Source organism: Pyxidicoccus fallax (assembly GCF_012933655.1).
GTDB classification, from domain to species: Bacteria; Myxococcota; Myxococcia; order Myxococcales; family Myxococcaceae; genus Myxococcus; species Myxococcus fallax.
The window spans coordinates 1-18,942 of record NZ_JABBJJ010000249.1; the positions used below are offsets into that span (position 1 = coordinate 1).

The following is an 18,942-nucleotide window of genomic DNA, read 5'->3' on the forward strand; positions in this document are numbered from 1 at the left end:
GCTCCACCTTGAAGACCCGGCCGAAGCCTCCCGCCCCCAGCGACGCCACCACGCGCCACGGCCCGACCTCGCTGTCCGGCACCAGCTGGTCCGGATGGAACGGCGGAGACCTCACGTCCGCGCCTCCACGCCCGAAACCACCTGCCAGGTCGGGCTCCCGGAACGAGCCTCGCGAGCCCCCTGCCCCTCCAAGCGCACATCACGGCGCGACGGCGTGGCCGTCACGGGCGCGTGCTGCACGAGGAGTGTGGGAACCACCCAGGGAGCGGGGCTGGACAAGGGCAACCTCCAGGGTTGACTCTACCCATTCTCGCGGGTCTGTCACTATTCTTCCCACCCGCGAGGTGGGTGCCCCCTCTCAGTCCGACCCGACGTCCTCCGTTGGCTTCCGCCGGGGCCCCACGTCCTCCCGGGCCACGTCCCGCGCGGCCTTCTCCCAGCGCCCGCGGAGGCGGGCCTCGGAGGCCAGGGCCTCGTCCCACGAGGGGCCGTCCGGCAGCAGGCGCGGCGCGTGCTCCAGGACGAGCCGCTCCAGCGCGAGCTCCTCGCACAGCCTCCGCAGTCCCACGGAGTCCAGTCCGCTCGCGGCCAGGACCGCCTCGCGCCGCGAGGGCTCCACGCCGCGCTGCTCCCACCACGCGGCTTCCACTTCGGCGATTTCCTCGGCGGACACCGTGAGCCCCAGGGTCCGCGCCCAGCCCGCGAGCAGCGCCCGGCGCAGGCCCGCCTCGGCCAGCTCGATGGCGTCCGGGGCCTCGCGCAGCGCCTCCAGCACCCTCCCCGAGGACACCGTGCCTCCGCGCACGTGTGTCACGTCGTCCACCAGCCTCCGCCGGCGCACCAGCGATGACGGCGACTGCCTGGCGCCTCGCGGCGTGGGAGCCCCCGAGACCACCAGCTCCGCGGCGGCCTGGATGCAGGCGATGGCGTCCTGCCGCTTCAGGTCCTCCGCGCCCTTGGGGAACCACGCCTCCCAGGCGGCGCGGGTGGACTCAGGCCAGCGCGGGCGCACGCGCTCCAGGAGCCGGGGCCAGGTGCGCTCCTGGTAGAAGAGCGCCTCCGCCGCCTCGACCAGCAGCCTCGCGGCGTCGCGGCCGAGCACCCGGGCGGCCCTCGCCTGCTCCGCCACGTGGCGCACGTTGACGAGCGGCACCGTGAGCGGCCGCCACCCGTGCTCCGCGTCGGCGTGCAGCAGCGCCACCTCGGAGTCGTCGACCACCACTCCGTCCCGGTACCACCCGAAGATGCGGCCCACGCCCACCATGCCGTGCGGCGCCAGCTCCGCGGCGCGCAGCGCGCCCATGCTCGCGCCTCCGAAGACGGCCACCCCGGCTTCCAGCGCCGCGAGCACCTCGTGGTGCCAGACGGACGGCTGCGCCTCGAAGACGCCGTCCACCAGGGCGATGGCCCGGGGCCGCAGGCTCAGTGCCCGCCACACGTCACCCTGACGCGCCGGGGGCAGCACGGTGCAGGGGGCCAGCCGCCGTGCCTCCTCGGCGGACAGCGAGGGGCCGAGGAAGACGACCAGGTCATCTGCTCTCGGGCTCATGCGCGCTCCCATCCAATGAAGCCCACCCGCTCGCCCAGGGGCCGGCTCATGAAGTGCTCCGACATGGATCTTCTCGGCGGCGTCTCCGGCGGGGCCACCCGCTGCTCATCGCGCCGACTCATAGAAGCTCCGAGATGCGCATGCCCGGCACCACCACCCGTCTGACGTGCAGGCCCGCCAGCGGAGAGTCCAGCTCCACCGCCGCCGCCTGCGTGAAGCCCGCGCGCTTCATCATCGCCAGCACCTGCCGCACGCGTTGCTCGGCCGGGCCTCGGGCCTTCGCGCCCAGGTCCGGCAGGTCCTCCACCCGCCGCCTCGGCTTCACCTGGGCGCACGCCTCGGCGAAGCCCCGGGCGGCTTCCCGGTCCGCCGCCGCGACGTCCTCTCGCGCGCCGTGGATGTCCGTCAGCCGCGACTGGGCTGCTTCCAGCAAGGCCTTCAGCAGCGCCTCATCACGGGACAGGGCGCAGGCATAGCCCGCGGTGAGCGGCACCGGCCCTTCCTCCAGGTCCACCAGGACGGCCGCTCCCACCGGCAGCCCCACGGTGCCCCGCGCGCGAAGAGAGGGCGTGGCATCGAAGAGGTACACGCCGAAGCCCCGCTCGCGCAGTTGGTCCGCCAGTTCGGCGGTACGAGGTGCTCCGCTCGCCAGCTCCGTGGGCCGCAGCAGGCGCCGCCGCACGGCCTCTTCCGTCCAGCCCTCCGGCAGCGACCGCGCGAGCTGGTCCCTCTCCGTGGCCTCCAGCAGCGCGTGCAGCAGGGCCTGGCTCGCATCCGGATGCGCTCCGGAGCCATTGCTCGTCCACGCCGCCGCCACCGGCCCGAGCGAGGGGCCTCCCGGCGGTGGAACGTGGATGCCCTGGGCCGGCACCCACACCCGCCGTCCCGAGTGCAACTCCGTGGCCTCGCGCCATGCGCAGCGCACGCCGTCGTCCCACAGCCGTGGCTCCACGAGCGCCCCCGCCGAGCCGAGCGACTCCGCGCTCCAGCAGGGGCCCGACTGGCCATCCAGCTCGGCGCGAGAGCCCCAGCCCAGCCGGCCCGGCATCACGGTCTCCGCCGACCACAGCTCCGCTGTCTCCAGCAGCGCGCCCCACAGTGCGTCGGCGTACGTCAGGCCCTTGCCGTTGCACACCTGCAGGACGTGGCCTCCGGGGCGCACGGCGCACGCCACCTCCACGCCGGTCCGGTCCAGCCCCGTGACACGCGCCACCCGCGTCACGCCCATCGCCCGGGCGAGTCGGGTGGGAAACTCCTTCGAGGAAAAGACGTCCCTGGTAGGCCGCACGGGCGCGGACCTTACCGTGAAACGCGGGCGCGTATCGGTGTGGATGGCTCGCGGTCCCGCTCACACCACGGGCTTGCGCCACGAGCGGGACACGTGCGGGGCATCGCTCTCCTGGGCGAAGCGGCGCGCCAGTTCGCCCTTTCCATCACGTCGCGTGAGGAGGAAGTCCAGCTCCGCCGGCATCAGGGCCTTGAGGGTGACGAGCAGCACGTCTCCCGCGGGCGTGGGAAGCCGCCGAGGCAGAGTGCTCGCCTCCAGGCCCAGCAGCACGGCCACGCGGCCTTCGCGGGTGACGAGCGGCTCGGGCATGGCGTCTCCGGAGACCTCCATGGACATCAGGCCCTTGTGCAGCCACGCGCGCACGTTCTCGTGCTCGGCCACTTCGTCGGCCACCTCCCGCAGCAGCCTCAGTTGCCAGCTGCCGCGAACGTCGGGGAGCGGCTCGCTCGTCTCGATGGCCAGCTCGAGGCCGAAACCCGGGGAGAGCTCCTCCCGGTCGATGAAGGGGTCCGACAGGCCGTCGGTGACCAGCAGCGTGTTCCCCGACTCCCGGCGGATGACGCGCCAGGCCTGGCGATGGCCCGGCCAGTAGGGGCCGCTCGGGATGATGGGGATGATGGCCGCTGCCTCCAGCGCGCCCATCGAGCGCCAGGCCGCGTCTCGGGCCTCGTCCATCTGTCGCAGGCGGGCGAGGTGCCGCTGTTCGGATGCGTCCTCCTGGGTATCCGGGGCAGCGGGGCCTGTGACATCGATGAATCGCGTGCCCGTGATACCGGCCCCCTCCAGTGCCTCCTTGATGTCTTCAGCAACGATGAGGGAGGAACTCCAGCCCCAGGGACGAAACACCCGAGCCTCGCCGACTTTCGAGACATCGAGCCGCATTCCGTGGACGGAGCAGTACTGCCCCACCTTCTCGGGCAGCCCGTCCTCCTCGGTCCAGTACTGCACCTCCGTGGAGGCTTCGTCATCGATGCACTTCAAGACATGAAGCGCATTGAGCACGAAGTGCCGCCCGGGTTGGTTGTCGATATCGACCGGGATGAGCTGCACATCCTGGGTTGCCAGCTCGGTCAGGATGGACGCCACTCTGGCGTTGACGATGGGTACCGAGAACGCCGCATGGGAGAAGTCCATCGGAGGGCCCGGTATCTTGATGGAAACCCGGAGCCCTCCTATGGGCTGGAACGGCACTCCGTCCATGAGGTCGCCCGGCACGACTATCTCACCCTCGGCGGTGACGAGCTTGCCCAGTTCCCATCGGTCGGTCCGATACACGTCATCAAGAAGTTCGAAGTACCGCATGGATGTTCGACCGTTCCTCACGTCACTCCCCCTTGGTCACCAGCAGGTTGAGCCGGGAGCCCGGGGTGGAGATGTCCCTGGCCAGTCTTTGAAGCGCCCGCGTCAGTGCCACGCGGCATTGCTGCATGCTGCTCGCGCTCTTCGTCGCCTCGTTCAATCGGGTGTAGACCTCTTCATGGTACTCCCGCGGATGTGGTCCCTTGTGTCCGGGAACGTGGACCCGGTTCGCGGCGTCATCCAGTGACATCCCCGCGCGGTCGAAGATTTCCTGGAACCGGGGCGTCCATGGTCCGCCACGGACATCCGACTCGGTGTTCTTGTTGGTGGCGATGTGGTGCTCGGGCCCCGCCACCGCCGCGGCGCTGCTCGGCTCCTGCGCCGCCATGGCCACCGCTCCCGGTGCCAGCACGAGCGTCACCTCGCCCGCCGTGGACACGGCCACCGCTTCCACCTGCGCCGCCGCGCCCAGCCGCACGCCTCCTTGCGCCGCGGCCACCACCGCCGCCTGCCCCGAGCCCGGCAACGTGGTGATTCTCGCGGCCATCGCCTCCGCCGTGCCGCCCAGCGCCGCCAGGGTGAGCATCACGAAGGCCCTCGCCGCGTTCCGCCCCATCACCTCGCCGTACCTCTCCCCCGCCCTCTGTAGCTCCTCGAAGGTGGTGGCCACCTTCACCTCCTCCGCCAGCACCCTCCACCCCACGACGAGGCTCCACACCGTGTCCCAGCCCAGGTACCCGATGAGCGCCACCGTCAACGTCGCGGCGAGCCCCTTCGACAGCAGCGGCTCCGGCACCAACCACAGCCCCAGGTACATCGCCCCGGCCGTGGCGAGCATCGTCACCATCGCCTCCCTGTCCGTCAGCTCCCCCAGGGCCTCCGCCGTCTCCTCCCACACGACCTCCAGCCCCAGGCGAAAGGCCAGCGTGCGCCGGCCCTCCTCGTCGAGCGTGAAGCCCTCCTCCAGCAGGTGCAGACAGTCACGCGATTGCTCCCGACGCTCGCACCACCGTGCGTACGCACGCTCCAGCGCCGCCCCCTCGCCTTCCGGTGCCCCCACCAGCCGCAGCCGCCCGCGACCAGGCTCCTCCACCGAGACCAGCCCCAGCCGCCCGCGCACCCGCGTGCCTCCGAACAACCGCGGCGCCAGCTCGCGCGGCCGGCCCACCTTCGGCACCGTGCGCGCCAGCTCGCGCACGGCCGACTCGAACCCCTCCGCCTCCAGCACCGCGGGCTCCACGTCCCGCGGCGTCCAAGTGCGCGGCGGCCCCTCGCCCGTGTCCAGGCGCACCACCCGCGCCGTCGCGCAGCCAGTCGCCATCCACAGCAGCACCAGAAAAGCGCAGCCTCGCTTCAGCCACATCCCCACCTCCGGGCGCCCCAGCAGGGGCCGGCATCCAACATCCGCCCGGCCTCGTACCCGTGGACGATGTGGCCCGAACAGCGGGTTTCACTTCAAAACGTGGTAGGGGTGGCGCGCCCGCGGCCCACCAGGAAGGGACATACCGGAATGCCTGCTGTCGGAGACTCCGCTCCGGACTTCACAGCCACCGACTGTCGGGGCGCTCCCCTGCGGCTGTCCTCCCTGCGCGGCAGGCGCGTGGTGCTCTTCTTCTTCCCCAAGGCCTTCACCATCGGCTGCACCATCGAGAACCGGGCGTTCCGCGACAACCACCTGCTCGTCAAGGAGCTGGGCGCCGAGCTCGTCGGCGTCTCCGTCGACACCCAGCGCACCCAGTGCGAGTTCGCCGAGCAGGAGGACATCCGCTTCGCCCTCCTCGGCGACGAGAGCCGCGACATCAGCCGCGCCTATGACGTGCTCTGGCCCGTGCTCAACATCGACCGGCGCGTCACCTTCATCATCGACCCGCACGGCCGCGTCGAGCACATCATCCGCCACGAGGTGCGCGTCTACCGCCACCTGGACGATGTGCTCCGCTACCTGCGCGACAACCCGCTGCCCGCCTGAGGGCCGCGCTTCACTCCCACGCGAAGTGGTATTCGCAGTGCGGCCCGCCTCGCGCCACGCACGTCGGATGCGACATCTTCACCGCACGCCCTCCCGACAGCTCGATGGCCCGCTCGTGCCAGCCGATGATGGTCAGACAGTCCGTCTCGGTGGCGTTCTCCGCGCCGAAGGTGCGCAGCACCGCGGCCTTGGCGCCCGTGCGCTCGTAGGTGCGCGAGCCCACCGCGTAATAGAAGCGGTAGATTTGCGGCGCCTGGCTCAGCAGGAACTGCGGGTCTCCCGGACGCACGAAGACATGCTGCGCGCCGTGCAGGGCCTCGTCCGCGGACGCCCGGCCCATCTCGATGAAGGCCCGCTGCTTGTCCTCCGGCGACATCACCTCCGCGATGGCCGAGTCCAGCCGCAGGTTGAGCGCCAGCGGATACCACGCGATGGGAAGAATCATCTTCCGCAGCACCGCCTGGTCCTCCGGCGGAAGCCGCCGCAACACCTCGTCCACCCGGACCTGTCCACCATGGTGGCGCAGCATGTTCAGCCGGGAGATGAGCACACCCCCCTTGATGCGAGAGCTAGAGGCTTCCGTCACCATTCCCCACCCTGGTGTCAGCAACGCACTCATTGTGTCAGCGCGGACACCAGGACAGCAACCATGGCGGTTGCTTCCTCGCCCGCCAACGTGCTGGATTTTCTGCACAATCTGTAAAGACCGGCGGAAATCCGGCCTCGAGAATAACCTTTCCCCGCTGCGGGGGTTGGAGACCACGTGGGCCCTGGCGACAAAGGTGGACGGGTGGTGGTGATGCCGTCGCGGCTCGCCCGATCGGGGCTGGCGCGGGCAACGGACGAGGAGCTGTGCCAGGCGTTCCTGGACGGCGAGCCCGCCGCCTTCGAAACGCTGGTGACGCGGCACCGCTCGCTCGTCTTCTCGTTGGTGCGGCGCTACGCGTCGCGGCCGGAGGACGCAGCGGACCTGGTGCAGGCGGCCTTCCTGCGCGCGCTGGAGGCGTCGCGCCGGGTGTTCTCGCGCTTCACGTCGGCGACGCCCGCGCCCTTCCGGGCGTGGCTGGTGCGCATCGCCCTCAACCTGGCGAAGAACCACGCGCGCCAGGGCCTGCGGTGGCGGCCGGTGCTGGTGCAGACGGGGACGGAGGACACCGCGGCGGATCCGGCGGCGTCCGCGCAGGAGGAGCTGGAGCGCCTCGAGCAGGCGCGGCGGGTCCGCGAGGCGGTGCTCGCCCTGCCCCGCCGCCAGCGCGAGGTGCTGACGCTGCGCGTGGACGGCGGGCTGTCGTTCAGGGACATCGCCCAGACGCTGAACATCACGGAGAACAACGCGAAGGTGCAGTTCCACCACGCGGTGAAGCGGTTGAAGGCGCAGGTGGGCGCGCCCGAGGAGAAGAGCTGATGGCCGCGTGCCCCGAATACGAGGTGCTGCTGGACCTGCACGCCACCGGCGCGCTGGAGACGGACGAGGCCGCCCGGGTGAGCGAGCACGTCAGGACGTGTGACGCGTGCCGCGAGGCGGTCGCCTCCACCGTGAAGGTGCTCACGCTCGCCGAGCTGCCCCCGCTCACCGCGCAGGAGAAGGCCGTGGTGCAGGAGCTGCCCCAGCGCACGCTGTCGGCCTGGCGGTGGGAGTCGCGCAACCGGGGGCTGGGGCTGCGCACGCTCGGCGCGCTGATGGCCGTGGCCGCCGCCGTGCTCGTGCTGCTGGTGCCGGCCCTCTTCTGGAGCTCGGGCGGCGAGGCGGTCCCCGCGGAGCCCGCGAGCGTCGCCGTCACCGGCGCGGCGGGCCTGGAAGAGACGGACGCGGAGACGATGGCCGCCATCGAGGCGTGGGCGGGCCTGGAGCCGCTCGACGTGGACCTGGACGCGCTGGAAGGCGACGCCCTGGCGGACGAGGACCCGGACTTCGAGTGGGGAGAGACGCTGTGAGGACGATGAAGCGGACGCGGCTGGCGGCGCTGACCCTGGCGCTGCTGCCCGTGGTGGCGGGGGCGCAGTCCACGCGTGAGGAGCGCCGGGAGGCACGCGCGGCGGAGCGGCTGGAGCAGCGCGAGCAGCGGCAGCGGCTGCGGCAGGTGCTGGAGCTGTCGGCCGCGCTGGAGCTGGACAACGCGCAGGCGCTGAAGATGGAGCAGACGCTGCGCACCTTCGACGAGAAGCGCCGTCCCCTGCGCGAGCAGGTGCGCGACGCCGCGCGCATCCTCATGCTGGCGGCCCGGGGTGACAACGCGGCCCTGCCGCAGGTGGATGCCGCCGCCCAGCGCGCCTTCGAGGCGCGGGAGCGCATCGCGGTGCTCGACCGGGAGATGTACCAGGCGCTCGCCCGCGAGCTGCCGCCGGAGAAGCGGGCGCGGCTGGCCCTCACCCTGGCGCGCACCGAGGGGAAGATGAAGCTCAAGTGGAAGCGGCAGCTGGCGGACCCGGGAACCGACGAGTGAAGCCCGGCACGGGGCCGGTTAGAGTTCCGCCCCGGCTTTCAAGGAGATACCCGTGCGGATGTTGCTCCGACTCGCTCCCCCGCTGCTGGCCCTGACGCTCGCCGCCTGCTCGCGCATCAACGTCAATACCCAGCATGACTCCAGCGCCGCGAAGGTCGCGGGCGGCTACCGCACCTATGCCTGGAGGCCGCTGGTGGAGGGCGAGGCGCCGCGCGTCTTCAGCCCCGGCACCGACATCAGCGTCGAGAAGTCCGTGGACGCGTACCTCCAGTCCCGCGGCTACCGGCGGGTGGAGGCCAGCGAGTCTCCGGACTTCCTCATCCGCTGGCGCGGCGCCGTGCTGGGCCGGAAGGTCCGCCTGCCGGGCATCCGGCAGAGCCCCATCCTCCCGGGAGACCCGCGGTACTACCAGCCGGACAGGTACCTCCCCACGCCGCCTTCCGAGCCCGTCGAGAACGAGGTCCCCAAGGGCACCCTGGACCTCGACATCGTGGACGCCGGCTCGAAGAAGCCGGTGTGGCAGGGCACGGTCCAGGGCGAGCTGGTGGACGACGCCGAGGCCGGCGACGTGCAGGACTGGCTGAACGAGGCCATCCCGAAGCTGCTCGGGGACTTCCCGCCCAAGGCCGGCTAGCGCTGACGGCCCCGGGCGAAGGCGGCGGCTACTTCTGCGCGAGCGCGCTGTCGATGGCCGCCTTGAGCTCGGCGCTCTCCGGCGTCACCGCGCTGGGGAAGGCGGCCTTCACCTGGCCGTCCTTGCCCACCACGTACTTGTGGAAGTTCCACTTGGGCGCCGGGTGGTCCTTCGACAGGAAGGCATAGACGGGCGACTGGCCCTCGCCCTTCGTCTTCACCTTCTCGAACATGGGGAAGGTGACCTTGAAGCGCAGCTCGCAGAACTTCTTGATTTCCGCCGCGCTGCCCGGCTCCTGCCCGCCGAAGTCGTTGGAGGGGAAGCCCGCCACGACGAGGCCCTTGTCCTTGTACTCCTGGTAGAGCTTCTCCAGGCCCGCGTACTGCGGCGTGTAGCCACACTCGGACGCGGTGTTCACCACGAGCACCACCTTGCCCTGGAAGCCGGAGAGCTTCTCGGGCGTGCCGTCGAGGCGGTTGGCCGTCAAATCATGGAAGGACATGGATTTCTTTTCCGTGGAGGGCTTCGCGGAGGGGGACTTGTCCGCGGCGAGCGCCGGAGAGACGGCGAGCGCCGCGGCAAGGGTCAGGGTGTGCAGGGTTCTCATGCCGCCGCAAGGATGCCCAAGGCCCGCACGCGTTTCACGCCCTTCTCGCCGACGCCCGGGGCCGGGTGTCGTCACCGGAAAAGAATGACTTGAGCACCCGGCCGGTGGGCGTCTTCAGCTTCGCCACCTCGCGGGGCGTGCCGTTGGCGACGATGTGGCCGCCCTGCTCACCGCCCTCGGGCCCCAGCTCCACGACATGGTCCGCCGCGCCGATGACGGACGGGTGGTGCTCGATGACGACCAGGGTGTCGCCGCGGTCCACCAGCCGGCCCATGAAGGTGATGAGCTTCTCCACGTCGCCCAGGTGCAGGCCGGTGGTGGGCTCGTCGAGCACGTACAGCGTGGGCTCGTGCCGCGCGGTGGCCGTCAGCTCGGCGGCCAGCTTCAGCCGCTGCGCCTCGCCGCCGGACAGGGTGTTGGAGCCCTGGCCGAGCTGCAGGTAGCCCACGCCCAGGTCCGCCAGGCACGCCAGCGGCGCGGCCACGCGGGGCAGCGCACGGAAGACGTCCTTGGCCTCGTCGGCGGACAGCCGCAGCACATCGCCGATGGTGAGCCCGTTGTAGCGGACCTCCAGCGTGGCCGCGTCGAAGCGCGCGCCGTTGCACGCCTCGCACGGCGTCACCACGTCCGGGAGGAAGGACATCTCGTGGGAGATGGAGCCCTGCCCCTCGCACACGGTGCACCGGCCGCCGCTGGCGGTGTTGAAGGAGAAGCGCGCCGCCGTGAAGCCGCGAATCTTCGCCTCGGGCGTGGCCGCGAAGACGCGGCGCAGCTCGTCCCAGATGCCCAGGAAGGTGGCCGGCACCGAGCGCGGCGTGCGGCCGATGGGCGACTGGTCCACCGACAGCACCCGCTTCAGCGACTCCACGCCGCGCAGCGAGTCGAAGGCCCCGGGCTTCACCGTCACCAACTCCAGCGACTCGCGCAGCGCCGGGTACAGCACCTGCCGAATCAGCGTGCTCTTCCCCGAGCCGGACACGCCGGACACGACGTTGAGCCGCCCCACCGGCAGCCGCAGGTCCACGCGCTTGAGGTTGTTGGCGCGCGCGCCCTTCAGCTCAATCCACTGCTTCGGCTCCCCGCGTCCGGACGGAGGCCGCACCTGCGCCGCTTGCAGCGCCCGGGCCGTGGGCGAGTCGCCCTCCAGGACGACGTCCGGCGGCCCCTCCGCGAGGATGTGCCCGCCACCGCGCCCGCCCGTGGGGCCCAAATCCAGCAGGTGGTCCGCCGCGCGGATGGTGTCCGAGTCATGCTCCACCACCAGCACCGTGGAGCCCGTGGCGACGAGGGCGCGCAGGTTGTCCAGCAGCCGGTGCGTGTCGCGCGGGTGCAGGCCGATGGTGGGCTCGTCCAGCACGTACATGGCGCCGGTGAGGCCCGCGCCCAGCTGCGCGGACAGCCGCAGCCGCTGCATCTCCCCGCCCGACAGCGAGGCCGCGTTGCGGTCCAGGGACAGGTAGCCCAGGCCCACGCGCTCCAGGAACTCCAGGCGCCGCAGCAGCTCCTGGCGGGACGGCTCACCGATGAGCGCCCGGTCTCCCTTGAACTTCCACGTGCGCACGCGCTCCAGCGCCGCGGCCACGGACTGCTGCACCACCTCGTGGTAGCGCGCGGACTCCAGCCGCACGCCGCGCGGCACCGGGGCCAGCCGGCTGCCCTCGCACGTCTCGCACGGGGACACCTCGCCCTCGGCCATGGCCTCGGCGCCGCCCTCCACGCCGGTGCCCTCGCACGCCTCGCAGCGGCCCTGCTTCGTGTTGAAGGAGAACCAGCGCGGGTCCAGCTCCGGCACGGCCGTGCCGCACTTCGGGCAGGTGCGCTCGGTGGACAGGAGCGTCTCGCCCTTGCCGCCGCCCACCTTCAGCGCGCCCTGGCCCCAGCCCAGCGCCTTGTCGAACACGTCGCGCGGCAGCTTCGCCAGCTTGCCCTCGTACATGACGAGGTCGATGTCGTGCTCGCGCGTCTTCGTCAGGCGCGGCGGGTCATCCGTGGAGGCGAGCTTCCCGTCGACGATGGCGGAGGCGATGCCCGCGCGCGCCGCGGCGGCGAAGACGTCCAGGTACGTGCCCTTGCGCGCGCGCACCGCGGGCGCCAGCACCGTGCCCTCGCCCTTCATGGCGAGGACCTGCGCGTACAGCGCGTCCGGCGTGGTGGCGGCGATGGGCGAGTCGTCCTTCGGGCAGTGCGGCTCGCCCAGCTTGGCGAAGAGCAGCCGCAGGTAGTGGGCCACCTCGGTGACGGTGGCCACGGTGCTGGTGGCGCCCGCGCGCGAGGTGCGCTGCTCCAGCGCCACGGAGGGCGGCAACGAGCCGATGCGCTCCACGTCCGGGCGCGGCATGGTGGGGAGGAACTGACGCGCGTACGGGCTCAGCGTCTCCAGGAAGCGCCGCTGCCCCTCGGCGAACACCACGTCGAACACCAGCGAGCTCTTTCCCGAGCCGCTCGGCCCGGTGACGACGGTCATCTTCCCGAGGGGAATCCGGCAGGACACGTCCTTCAGGTTGTGCTCGCGCGCGTGGTCCACCTCGATGGCGGGCACCGCGTCCTTCCCCGGCCGGCGCAGCTTCACCGAGCGCCCCAGCGGCCGGTGCTCGCCGCGCAGCGCCTTCGCGGTGGCGCCCTGCGCGCGCGCCACGTCCGCCGGAGTCCCCTCCGCGACGAGCCGCCCGCCGTCACGCCCGCCCACGGGCCCCAGGTCGATGACCCAGTCCGAGCCCTTCATCACCGACACGTCGTGGTCCACGACGATGACGCTCGCGCCGCGGTCCACCAGCGCGTGCAGCGCGGCGATGACGTGGCGCACGTCCTCCGCGTGCAGGCCGGCGCTGGGCTCGTCGATGAGGAACAGCGTGCCCTTCGCCTCGCTGGCCAGCGCGCGCGCCAGCTTCAGCCGCTGCGCCTCGCCGCCGGACAGGGTGGACAGCGGCTGGCCCAGGGGCAGGTAGCCCAGGCCCAGCCGCGCCACCGGCCCCAGCGTGCGCTTCAGGGCGGCGTCGTCACCGAAGTGCTTGAGCACCTCCTCCACCGTCATCTCCAGCACCTGCGCCACGCTGAAGCCCTGGTGGCGGACGGCGAGCACCTCCTCCTTGAAGCGCCGGCCGCGGCACGCCGCGCACAGGAGCGCCACGTCCGCGAGGAACTGCATCTCCACCGTCTCGTAGCCCTCGCCCGAGCACGCCTCGCACCGGCCCTTGTCCACGTTGAAGGAGAAGTGCGCCGCGGTGAGGCCACGCACCTCGGCGTCGGGCTCGGCGGCGAAGCGCTCGCGCAGCCGGTCCCACGCCTTGGTGTACGTGGCCGCGTTGCCGCGCGAGGTGCGCCCCAGCGGGGACTGGTCCACGAAGGTGACGGCCTCCACCACCTCCAGGCCCTCCAACGCGTCCACCGCGCCGGGGGCCTCCACGTCCTTCACGCCCAGCCGCCGCGCCACGTGCCGGTAGAGCACCTCGTCCATCAGCGTGCTCTTGCCCGAGCCGCTGGGGCCCGTAATCGCGCACAGCACGCCCAGCGGCACGCGCACGGACAATTCCTTCAGGTTGTGCTCGCGGGCGCCCTTCACCACCAGCTCGCCGGTGCGCTGGCGCGGCGTGCGCGGGGACTCGTGGGCCCCGGCCAGCATCCTTCCGGTGGGCAGCTCCGCCTTCTTCGCCAGCGCCTCGGGCGAGCCGTCGAAGCACAGCTTCCCGCCGTGCTTGCCCGCGCCGGGGCCCAGCTCCAGCACGCGGTGCGCGGAGCGGATGACGAGCGGGTCATGCTCGATGACGAGCGCGATGTTGCCGCGCTCCGCCAGCTCGGCGATGGCCTCCGTCAGCGGCGGCACGTCGCCCGGATGCAGACCCACGGTGGGCTCGTCCAGCACGAAGAGCGCGCCGGTGAGGGACGTGCCCAGCGCCGCGGTGAGGGACACGCGCTGCGCCTCGCCGCCCGACAGCGTGCGCGCGGGCCGGTCCAACGTGAGGTAGCCCAGGCCCACCCGCTGCAGGTAGCGCAGGCGGCCGGCCAGCTCGCGCCGGGCCAGGTCGCCCTGCCCCGTCGTGGTGCGCAGCGCCTCCAGCCGCGCCAGCGCGTCCGTCAGCTCCAGCCCGTGCCACGAGGGCAGGTCGAGCCCACCCACGCGGTACGCGCGCGCCTGCTCGTTGAGCCTCGCGCCACCGCAGGCGGTGCACAGCGTGTAGGCGCGGTAGCGCGCCAGCAGCACGCGCACGTGCATCTTGTACGTGCGCCCCTCCATCCACCGGAACCACGCGCGCACGCCCGGGTAGGCGCGCCCGTCGTGGTAGTCGCCCTCGCCCTCCAGCACCAGCTCCTGCTGCTCCGGCGTCAGCGAAGCCCAGGGCGCGTCCCAGGGGATGCCCCGCGCGCGGCACCAGCGCTGGAGCATGTTCCGCTCCCACGTCGTGGACTGGCCGGACCAGGGGCGGATGGCCCCCTTCGACAGGCTCAGCGTCGGGTTGGGAATCACCTTGCCCCAGTCGATGCCGATGGTGCGGCCGAAGCCGCGGCACGGCGCGCACGCGCCCACCGGCGACTGGTAGCTGAAGAGGCCGGGCCGCGCGGGCTCGAACTCCTTCGCGCACTTCGGGCACACCAGCCCCCGCCGCAGGCGCACCGGCGCCACGCCCGGCACGAAGGCCAGCGCCTCGCCGTCCGCGCGCGCCCACGCGTCCTCCAGCGCCTGCGTCACGCGCGACAGCTGCGCGTCCGAGAGCTTCACCCGGTCCACCACCACCCGCGCCACGCCCGCCGGGTCCGTCGCCTCCGAGGGCTTCAGCGACTCCAGCTCCTTCACCTCGCCCTGCACCACCAGCCGGTGGTAGCCGTCCTTCAACAGCCGCGCCCGCGCGTCCAGGAAGGCCGCCGTGTCGGGGATGCGCAGCGGGAAGGTGAGGACGGCCTGCGCGTCCGGGTGCTCGCGGATGACGGCGGCCGCCGCCACGCGCGCGTCCGTGCGCACCGCCTCCACGCCGCACGTGCCGCACACCGGCACCGCCTCGCGCGTGAAGAGGGCGGACAGGTAGGGCTCCACGTCCGCCAGTGTCGCCACCGTCGAGCGCGAGCTCTTCACCGGGGCCCGCCGGTCCACCGCCACGCCGGCCGCCACCGGCTCGAGCGCGTCCATGGGCGGCCGCTCCAGCCGCTCGAGGAACTGCCGGGCGTACGGGCTGAAGCTCTCCACGAAGCGCCGTTGGCCCTCCGCGTAGAGCGTGTCCAGCGCGAGGCTGGATTTCCCCGAGCCCGACACCCCCGTGACGCAGACGAACTCGCCTTCCGCGAGGTCGACGGTGAGGTCCTTCAGGTTGTGCGTGCGGGCGCCTACGAGGTGGGTCTTATGCATGGAGGTCGCAGGTTTAACGACCGGACACTTCGGCGCCAACGACATCTACGACCTGGGTACAGGCGCCCACCTCCCACTTTGGGCGCCAGGCAGGCAGGCTGTTAGAACGAGGGTTTACGGGCGCTCCAGCGTCCCCTGACGCAGGAGGTCACGATGTCCGAGGGCGCTGACAGCACTCCTCTCCGCGACGCCATCGTCCGGGCCTCGCCCTCGCTGGTGATGCTGGAGGTGGAGGGGCGCACCGTGTCCGGGTTCGTGGCCTCGGCGGAAGGCCACCTCGTCACCTGCCTGCACTCGGTGGCCGGGGCGCGCAGCATCGGCGCGGTGCTGGCGGATGGGGTGCGCTCGGAGGTGGTGCGGGTGGTGGCGGTGGACGAGCGGAGGGACCTGGCCGTCCTGCGGCTGCCCCTGCCGGACATGGTGCCCGCGCTCCCGCTGGCCGTCTCGCCGCTGCCCGCCGAGGGCGAAACCCTCTACGTGCTGCGCGCGGTGAGCGGGCCCGCCCCGGAGGTGCGCTCGCAGGAGGTGCGCGCGGTGCAGGTGCTGGGGGACTGGCTCACGCTGCTGGAGCTCAAGCGCACCCTGCCCGAGGAGTCCTCCGGCGGCCCGGTGCTGGACGCGCGCGGCGGGGTGGTGGGCGTGGCCACCGCCGCCCTGGCCAACGGCCGCGCCCTGGGGCTGGTCATTCCCTCACGCTACGTGGCGCCCCTCGTCCGGGAACCCGGCTCGCTGCCGCTGTCCGCGCTGGAGGCCCCCCGGCGCCGGGCCGGGCGCGTGCGCCACGTGCCGCAGCACCCGCTGAGCGTGCTGGAGGGCGCCACCGTGGACGCGGTGGAGTCCATCGCCAGCACCCTGAGCCAGGTCATCAACGTGGGCGCCCCCACCTACAACCGCGGCGACGTGGAGGGCTGCTACCGGCTCTACGCCCGCACCGCCGAGCAGCTCATCGACGAGCGCGGCGACTGCCCCGGCGCCCAGCGCGCCCTGCGCGACGGCCTGCTGCGCTGCGTGGAGCTGGCCGACCCGGACGACCGCGCCTGGGCCCTGCGCGACACCTTCGACGGGCTGCTGGACCTCATCCACCGCTGGCTCCAGGCCCGCCCCGTGAGGCCCCCGAGCGGCAAGCCGCCCCCGAAGCGGTTCCTCAACTGAGGGGACGCGTCCCCTCAGGCGTCCTCCGCCTCCCACGACACGCGCAGGCTGTAGCCCGTCGGCTCGCGCTCCAGCACCTCCACCACCGGCGTCACCCGCGTGCGGCGCAGCACGCCCTCCACCACGCCGGCCACGAAGTCCGGCAGCGGGTCCGGGTCCAGCACGCGGATGTGCCACTCGCGCGCGTGCACCGGCTCCAGCAGCATCCGCATGTCCTCGCGCCCCGCCTTGAGGTACGTGGGCAGCCGCGTCAGGCACCGCTCCGTGCCCAGCAGCGGCGCGGCGGTGGCGAAGATGCGCCCCACCAGCGTCTGCGCGAAGCCCTCCACGTACTGGTGCCCCAACGCCCGGTTGGCGGACTCCGGAGCGTGTCCGGGAAAGACGAAGCGCCGGGCCACCCCCAGCGCCGCGCGCCACACCGCCAGCGGGTAGGACTCCTGAAGCGCCTCCACGTCGTAGCCGATGTCCCGGAGCGACTGGGCGAAGCCCCCCGTGGGCTGCAGCGCGTGGATGAACAGCCCCTCGAAGTTGCGCCGCGGCACCTGCACCGTCATGGGTGGCACCCTGCGCGACTCCATGACCGGCCCGCTCACTGCCCCGCATTCCATGTGTATCCCCCCGGTCCAACCGTACGGCCTGCTCCGGACCCAGTGTAACAGCCCCACGCAGCACCGAGTGCCAGTCAGCCTTCAGACTGACGACACCATACTTTTACACCCAGGGCACTCGTGTACGATGCCGGGCCCAGTATGCGAGGAGTCTCATGCGGGTCCTGATAGTCACCCAGGGAGGGGCGGCCCTGGCACCGCTGGAAGCGCGGCTGTCGGCGCGTGGGCACACGGTGGTCACGGCCGCGCGTGATGCCGAGGTGCCCGCCACATGGCGCTCGGGGCCCTGCGCCATCGTGGTGGTGGACGCCCGGGGCCCGGCCTCGCCGGTGCCGCTCCTGCGGGGCCTGCGCAGCCTGCCCGGCGCGCAGGAGTCGGTGGTGATGCTGCTGGGGGCCCGGGAGTCGCTGGCCGCGCTGTCCCCGGCGCTGGAGGCGGGCGCGGACGACGTGCTGGCCTGGCCCATGCCCCCGGAGGAGCTGGAGCTGCGGCTGGAGCTGGCGGAGCGCCGCTTCGGCCGGCGCCATGGCCGCATGGGCGTGCCCTCCGGGGAGGATTTGCGCGACAGCATGCTGTCCGTGTCGCCCGTGCCCACCTCCATCACCACGCTGGGGGACGGCCAACTGGTGGCGGCCAACGACGCCTACTTCCAGGCCTTCGGCTACACGCGCGAGGAGGCGCTCGGCCGCACCACGGTGGAGCTGCGCCTGTGGGACCGCGCCATGGTGGACCGCGAGCAGGTGGTGGAGCGGCTCAAGCGCTTCGGCTCCGTGCGCGGCGTGGACGTGCGCTACTACACGCGCACGGGGGAGCTGCGGCACACGCTGCTCTACATGGGGCTGGTCCCCTACGCCGGGGCGCCGCACATCATCTCCTTCTTCCCGGACATCACCCCGCTGAAGCGGGCCGAGGAGGAGCTGCGCCGCTCGGAGGTGAGCTTCCGCAACCTCATCGAGAACCTGCCGGACCTGATGGCCGTCTTCAGCAGGGACTCGTACGTGCGCTACGCCAACCTCAAGGTGGCCACCGCGCTGGGCTACGAGGACAGCCGCGAGCTCATCGGCAAGCACATCTCCGAGCTGCTCCCCCCGGAGGACTACGCCTCGGCGGACGCGCGCCTGCACGAGGCGCTGAACACGGGCCGGGCGGGGCTCCAGGAGCGGCGACTGGTGCGGCGCGACGGCTCCATCCTCCACGTGGAGTCCACCACCTTCCCGCTGCCCTTCGACGGCGAGGACGCCATCGTCTCCGTGTCGCACGACCTCACCGAGCGCCACCAGATGCAGGCGCGGCTGATGCTCGCCCAGCGCATGGCGTCGGTGGGCACGCTGGCGGCCGGCGTGGCGCACGAAATCAACAACCCGCTGGCGTACCTCACGGCCAACCTCGCCTTCGCGCGCGAGGCGCTCGACACGCTGCGCGCCCAGGGCACCCTGGGGCCGCGTCAGGCCGGGGCGCTGGCGGACGCACAGTCGGCGCTCGCCGAGGCCCAGCAGGGCGCGGACCGGGTGAGGACCATCGTGCGGGACCTGAAGACCTTCAGCCGGGTGGACCTGGCGGACAACACGGACGTGGACGTGCGGCAGGTGCTGGAGTCCACGCTGAACCTGGCCACCACCGAAATCCGCCACCGCGCGCGGCTGGTGAAGCAGTTCGCCGACGTGCCCCGGGTGCGCGCCAACGAGTCGCGGCTGGGGCAGGTATTCCTCAACCTGCTCGTCAACGCCGCCCAGGCCATTCCCGCGGGCACGCCCGAGCGCCACGAGATTCACGTCGCCACGCGCGTGGGCACCGGCGGCCGGGTGGTGGTGGAGGTGGCGGACACGGGCTCGGGCATCGCGGCGGAGAACCTGCCGCACCTGTTCGACCCGTTCTTCACCACCAAGGAGCCCGGCGAGGGCACCGGGCTGGGGCTGTCCATCTGCCACAGCCTCGTGGCCGCGCTGGGTGGCGAAATCCACGTGGAGAGCGAGCCGGGCAAGGGCTCCACCTTCCGCGTCCTCTTGCCCGCCTCTGCGCAGGACAAGGCCGCCGTCGCCCCCGAGCCGCCTCCACCC

At 72.4% G+C, this 18,942-nt stretch carries 15 protein-coding genes; 7 read left to right on the forward strand and 8 right to left on the reverse strand.

From position 1 onward, the window contains the following. Positions 1–358: 358 nt before the first annotated feature. From HG543_RS37485 to HG543_RS37500, 4 genes are all read right to left on the reverse strand, one after another. The gene (locus tag HG543_RS37485) at positions 359–1,549 is read right to left on the reverse strand and encodes a TfuA-like protein (protein ID WP_169349726.1); all 1,191 of its coding nucleotides are present in this window, start codon (positions 1,547–1,549) and stop codon (positions 359–361) included. A gap of 118 nt (positions 1,550–1,667) precedes the next feature. Further along, complete coding sequence (locus HG543_RS37490; protein WP_169349727.1) at positions 1,668–2,837, reverse strand: YcaO-like family protein; 1,170 nt, start codon at positions 2,835–2,837, stop codon at positions 1,668–1,670. Between the two features lie 60 nt (positions 2,838–2,897). Then, positions 2,898–4,139: an imm11 family protein gene (locus HG543_RS37495; protein WP_169349728.1), complete on the reverse strand. Its 1,242-nt coding sequence runs from the start codon at positions 4,137–4,139 to the stop codon at positions 2,898–2,900. Positions 4,140–4,161: 22 nt separating this feature from the next. Continuing rightward, positions 4,162–5,499 carry an AHH domain-containing protein gene (locus HG543_RS37500; protein ID WP_169349729.1) on the reverse strand — a complete coding sequence of 446 codons (1,338 nt, stop codon included), beginning with the start codon at positions 5,497–5,499 and terminating at the stop codon, positions 4,162–4,164. 147 nt (positions 5,500–5,646) lie between these two features. Here HG543_RS37500 and HG543_RS37505 point away from each other — a divergent pair, with 147 nt between their 5' ends. Beyond that, positions 5,647–6,105: a peroxiredoxin gene (locus tag HG543_RS37505; protein WP_169349730.1), complete on the forward strand. Its 459-nt coding sequence runs from the start codon at positions 5,647–5,649 to the stop codon at positions 6,103–6,105. A gap of 10 nt (positions 6,106–6,115) precedes the next feature. Here HG543_RS37505 and HG543_RS37510 read toward each other — a convergent pair whose 3' ends face one another. Next, the gene (locus HG543_RS37510; protein ID WP_171818399.1) at positions 6,116–6,694 is read right to left on the reverse strand and encodes a TIGR02265 family protein; all 579 of its coding nucleotides are present in this window, start codon (positions 6,692–6,694) and stop codon (positions 6,116–6,118) included. A gap of 210 nt (positions 6,695–6,904) precedes the next feature. Between HG543_RS37510 and HG543_RS37515 the strand changes: the two genes are divergently transcribed. Genes HG543_RS37515 through HG543_RS37530 form a run of 4 tightly spaced genes read left to right on the forward strand, consistent with a single transcriptional unit; the run spans position 6,905 to position 9,183 of the window. Beyond that, positions 6,905–7,510, forward strand: coding sequence for an RNA polymerase sigma factor (locus HG543_RS37515; protein WP_169349740.1), 606 nt, complete (start codon positions 6,905–6,907; stop codon positions 7,508–7,510). Beyond that, positions 7,510–8,040 (forward strand): zf-HC2 domain-containing protein, encoded by a 531-nt coding sequence (locus HG543_RS37520; RefSeq protein WP_169349732.1) that lies wholly within the window; start codon positions 7,510–7,512, stop codon positions 8,038–8,040. The genes HG543_RS37515 and HG543_RS37520 overlap by 1 nt, the downstream gene beginning before the upstream one ends. A gap of 5 nt (positions 8,041–8,045) precedes the next feature. Continuing rightward, positions 8,046–8,549: a hypothetical protein gene (locus HG543_RS37525; RefSeq protein ID WP_211194416.1), complete on the forward strand. Its 504-nt coding sequence runs from the start codon at positions 8,046–8,048 to the stop codon at positions 8,547–8,549. Between the two features lie 58 nt (positions 8,550–8,607). Then, the gene (locus tag HG543_RS37530; protein WP_169349734.1) at positions 8,608–9,183 is read left to right on the forward strand and encodes a DUF4136 domain-containing protein; all 576 of its coding nucleotides are present in this window, start codon (positions 8,608–8,610) and stop codon (positions 9,181–9,183) included. A gap of 28 nt (positions 9,184–9,211) precedes the next feature. Here HG543_RS37530 and HG543_RS37535 read toward each other — a convergent pair whose 3' ends face one another. Both HG543_RS37535 and uvrA read right to left on the reverse strand, forming a co-directional pair. Beyond that, on the reverse strand, positions 9,212–9,790 hold the full coding sequence (locus HG543_RS37535; RefSeq protein WP_169349735.1) for a glutathione peroxidase: 579 nt from the start codon (positions 9,788–9,790) through the stop codon (positions 9,212–9,214). A 34-nt stretch (positions 9,791–9,824) separates the two neighbouring features. Further along, entirely contained in the window at positions 9,825–15,125 is a 5,301-nt protein-coding gene (uvrA, locus tag HG543_RS37540; protein ID WP_169349736.1) for an excinuclease ABC subunit UvrA, read from the reverse strand. 153 nt (positions 15,126–15,278) lie between these two features. On the opposite strand from uvrA, the gene HG543_RS37545 reads away from it, so the two are divergent. Continuing rightward, positions 15,279–16,277 (forward strand): S1 family peptidase, encoded by a 999-nt coding sequence (locus HG543_RS37545; protein WP_169349737.1) that lies wholly within the window; start codon positions 15,279–15,281, stop codon positions 16,275–16,277. 14 nt (positions 16,278–16,291) lie between these two features. Here the strand turns inward: HG543_RS37545 and HG543_RS37550 are convergent, their stop codons facing one another. After that, complete coding sequence (locus HG543_RS37550; RefSeq protein ID WP_343073533.1) at positions 16,292–16,870, reverse strand: DUF2378 family protein; 579 nt, start codon at positions 16,868–16,870, stop codon at positions 16,292–16,294. A gap of 170 nt (positions 16,871–17,040) precedes the next feature. On the opposite strand from HG543_RS37550, the gene HG543_RS37555 reads away from it, so the two are divergent. Beyond that, on the forward strand, positions 17,041–18,942 hold a 1,902-nt coding region (locus HG543_RS37555), incomplete at its 3' end, for a PAS domain S-box protein (protein ID WP_169349739.1).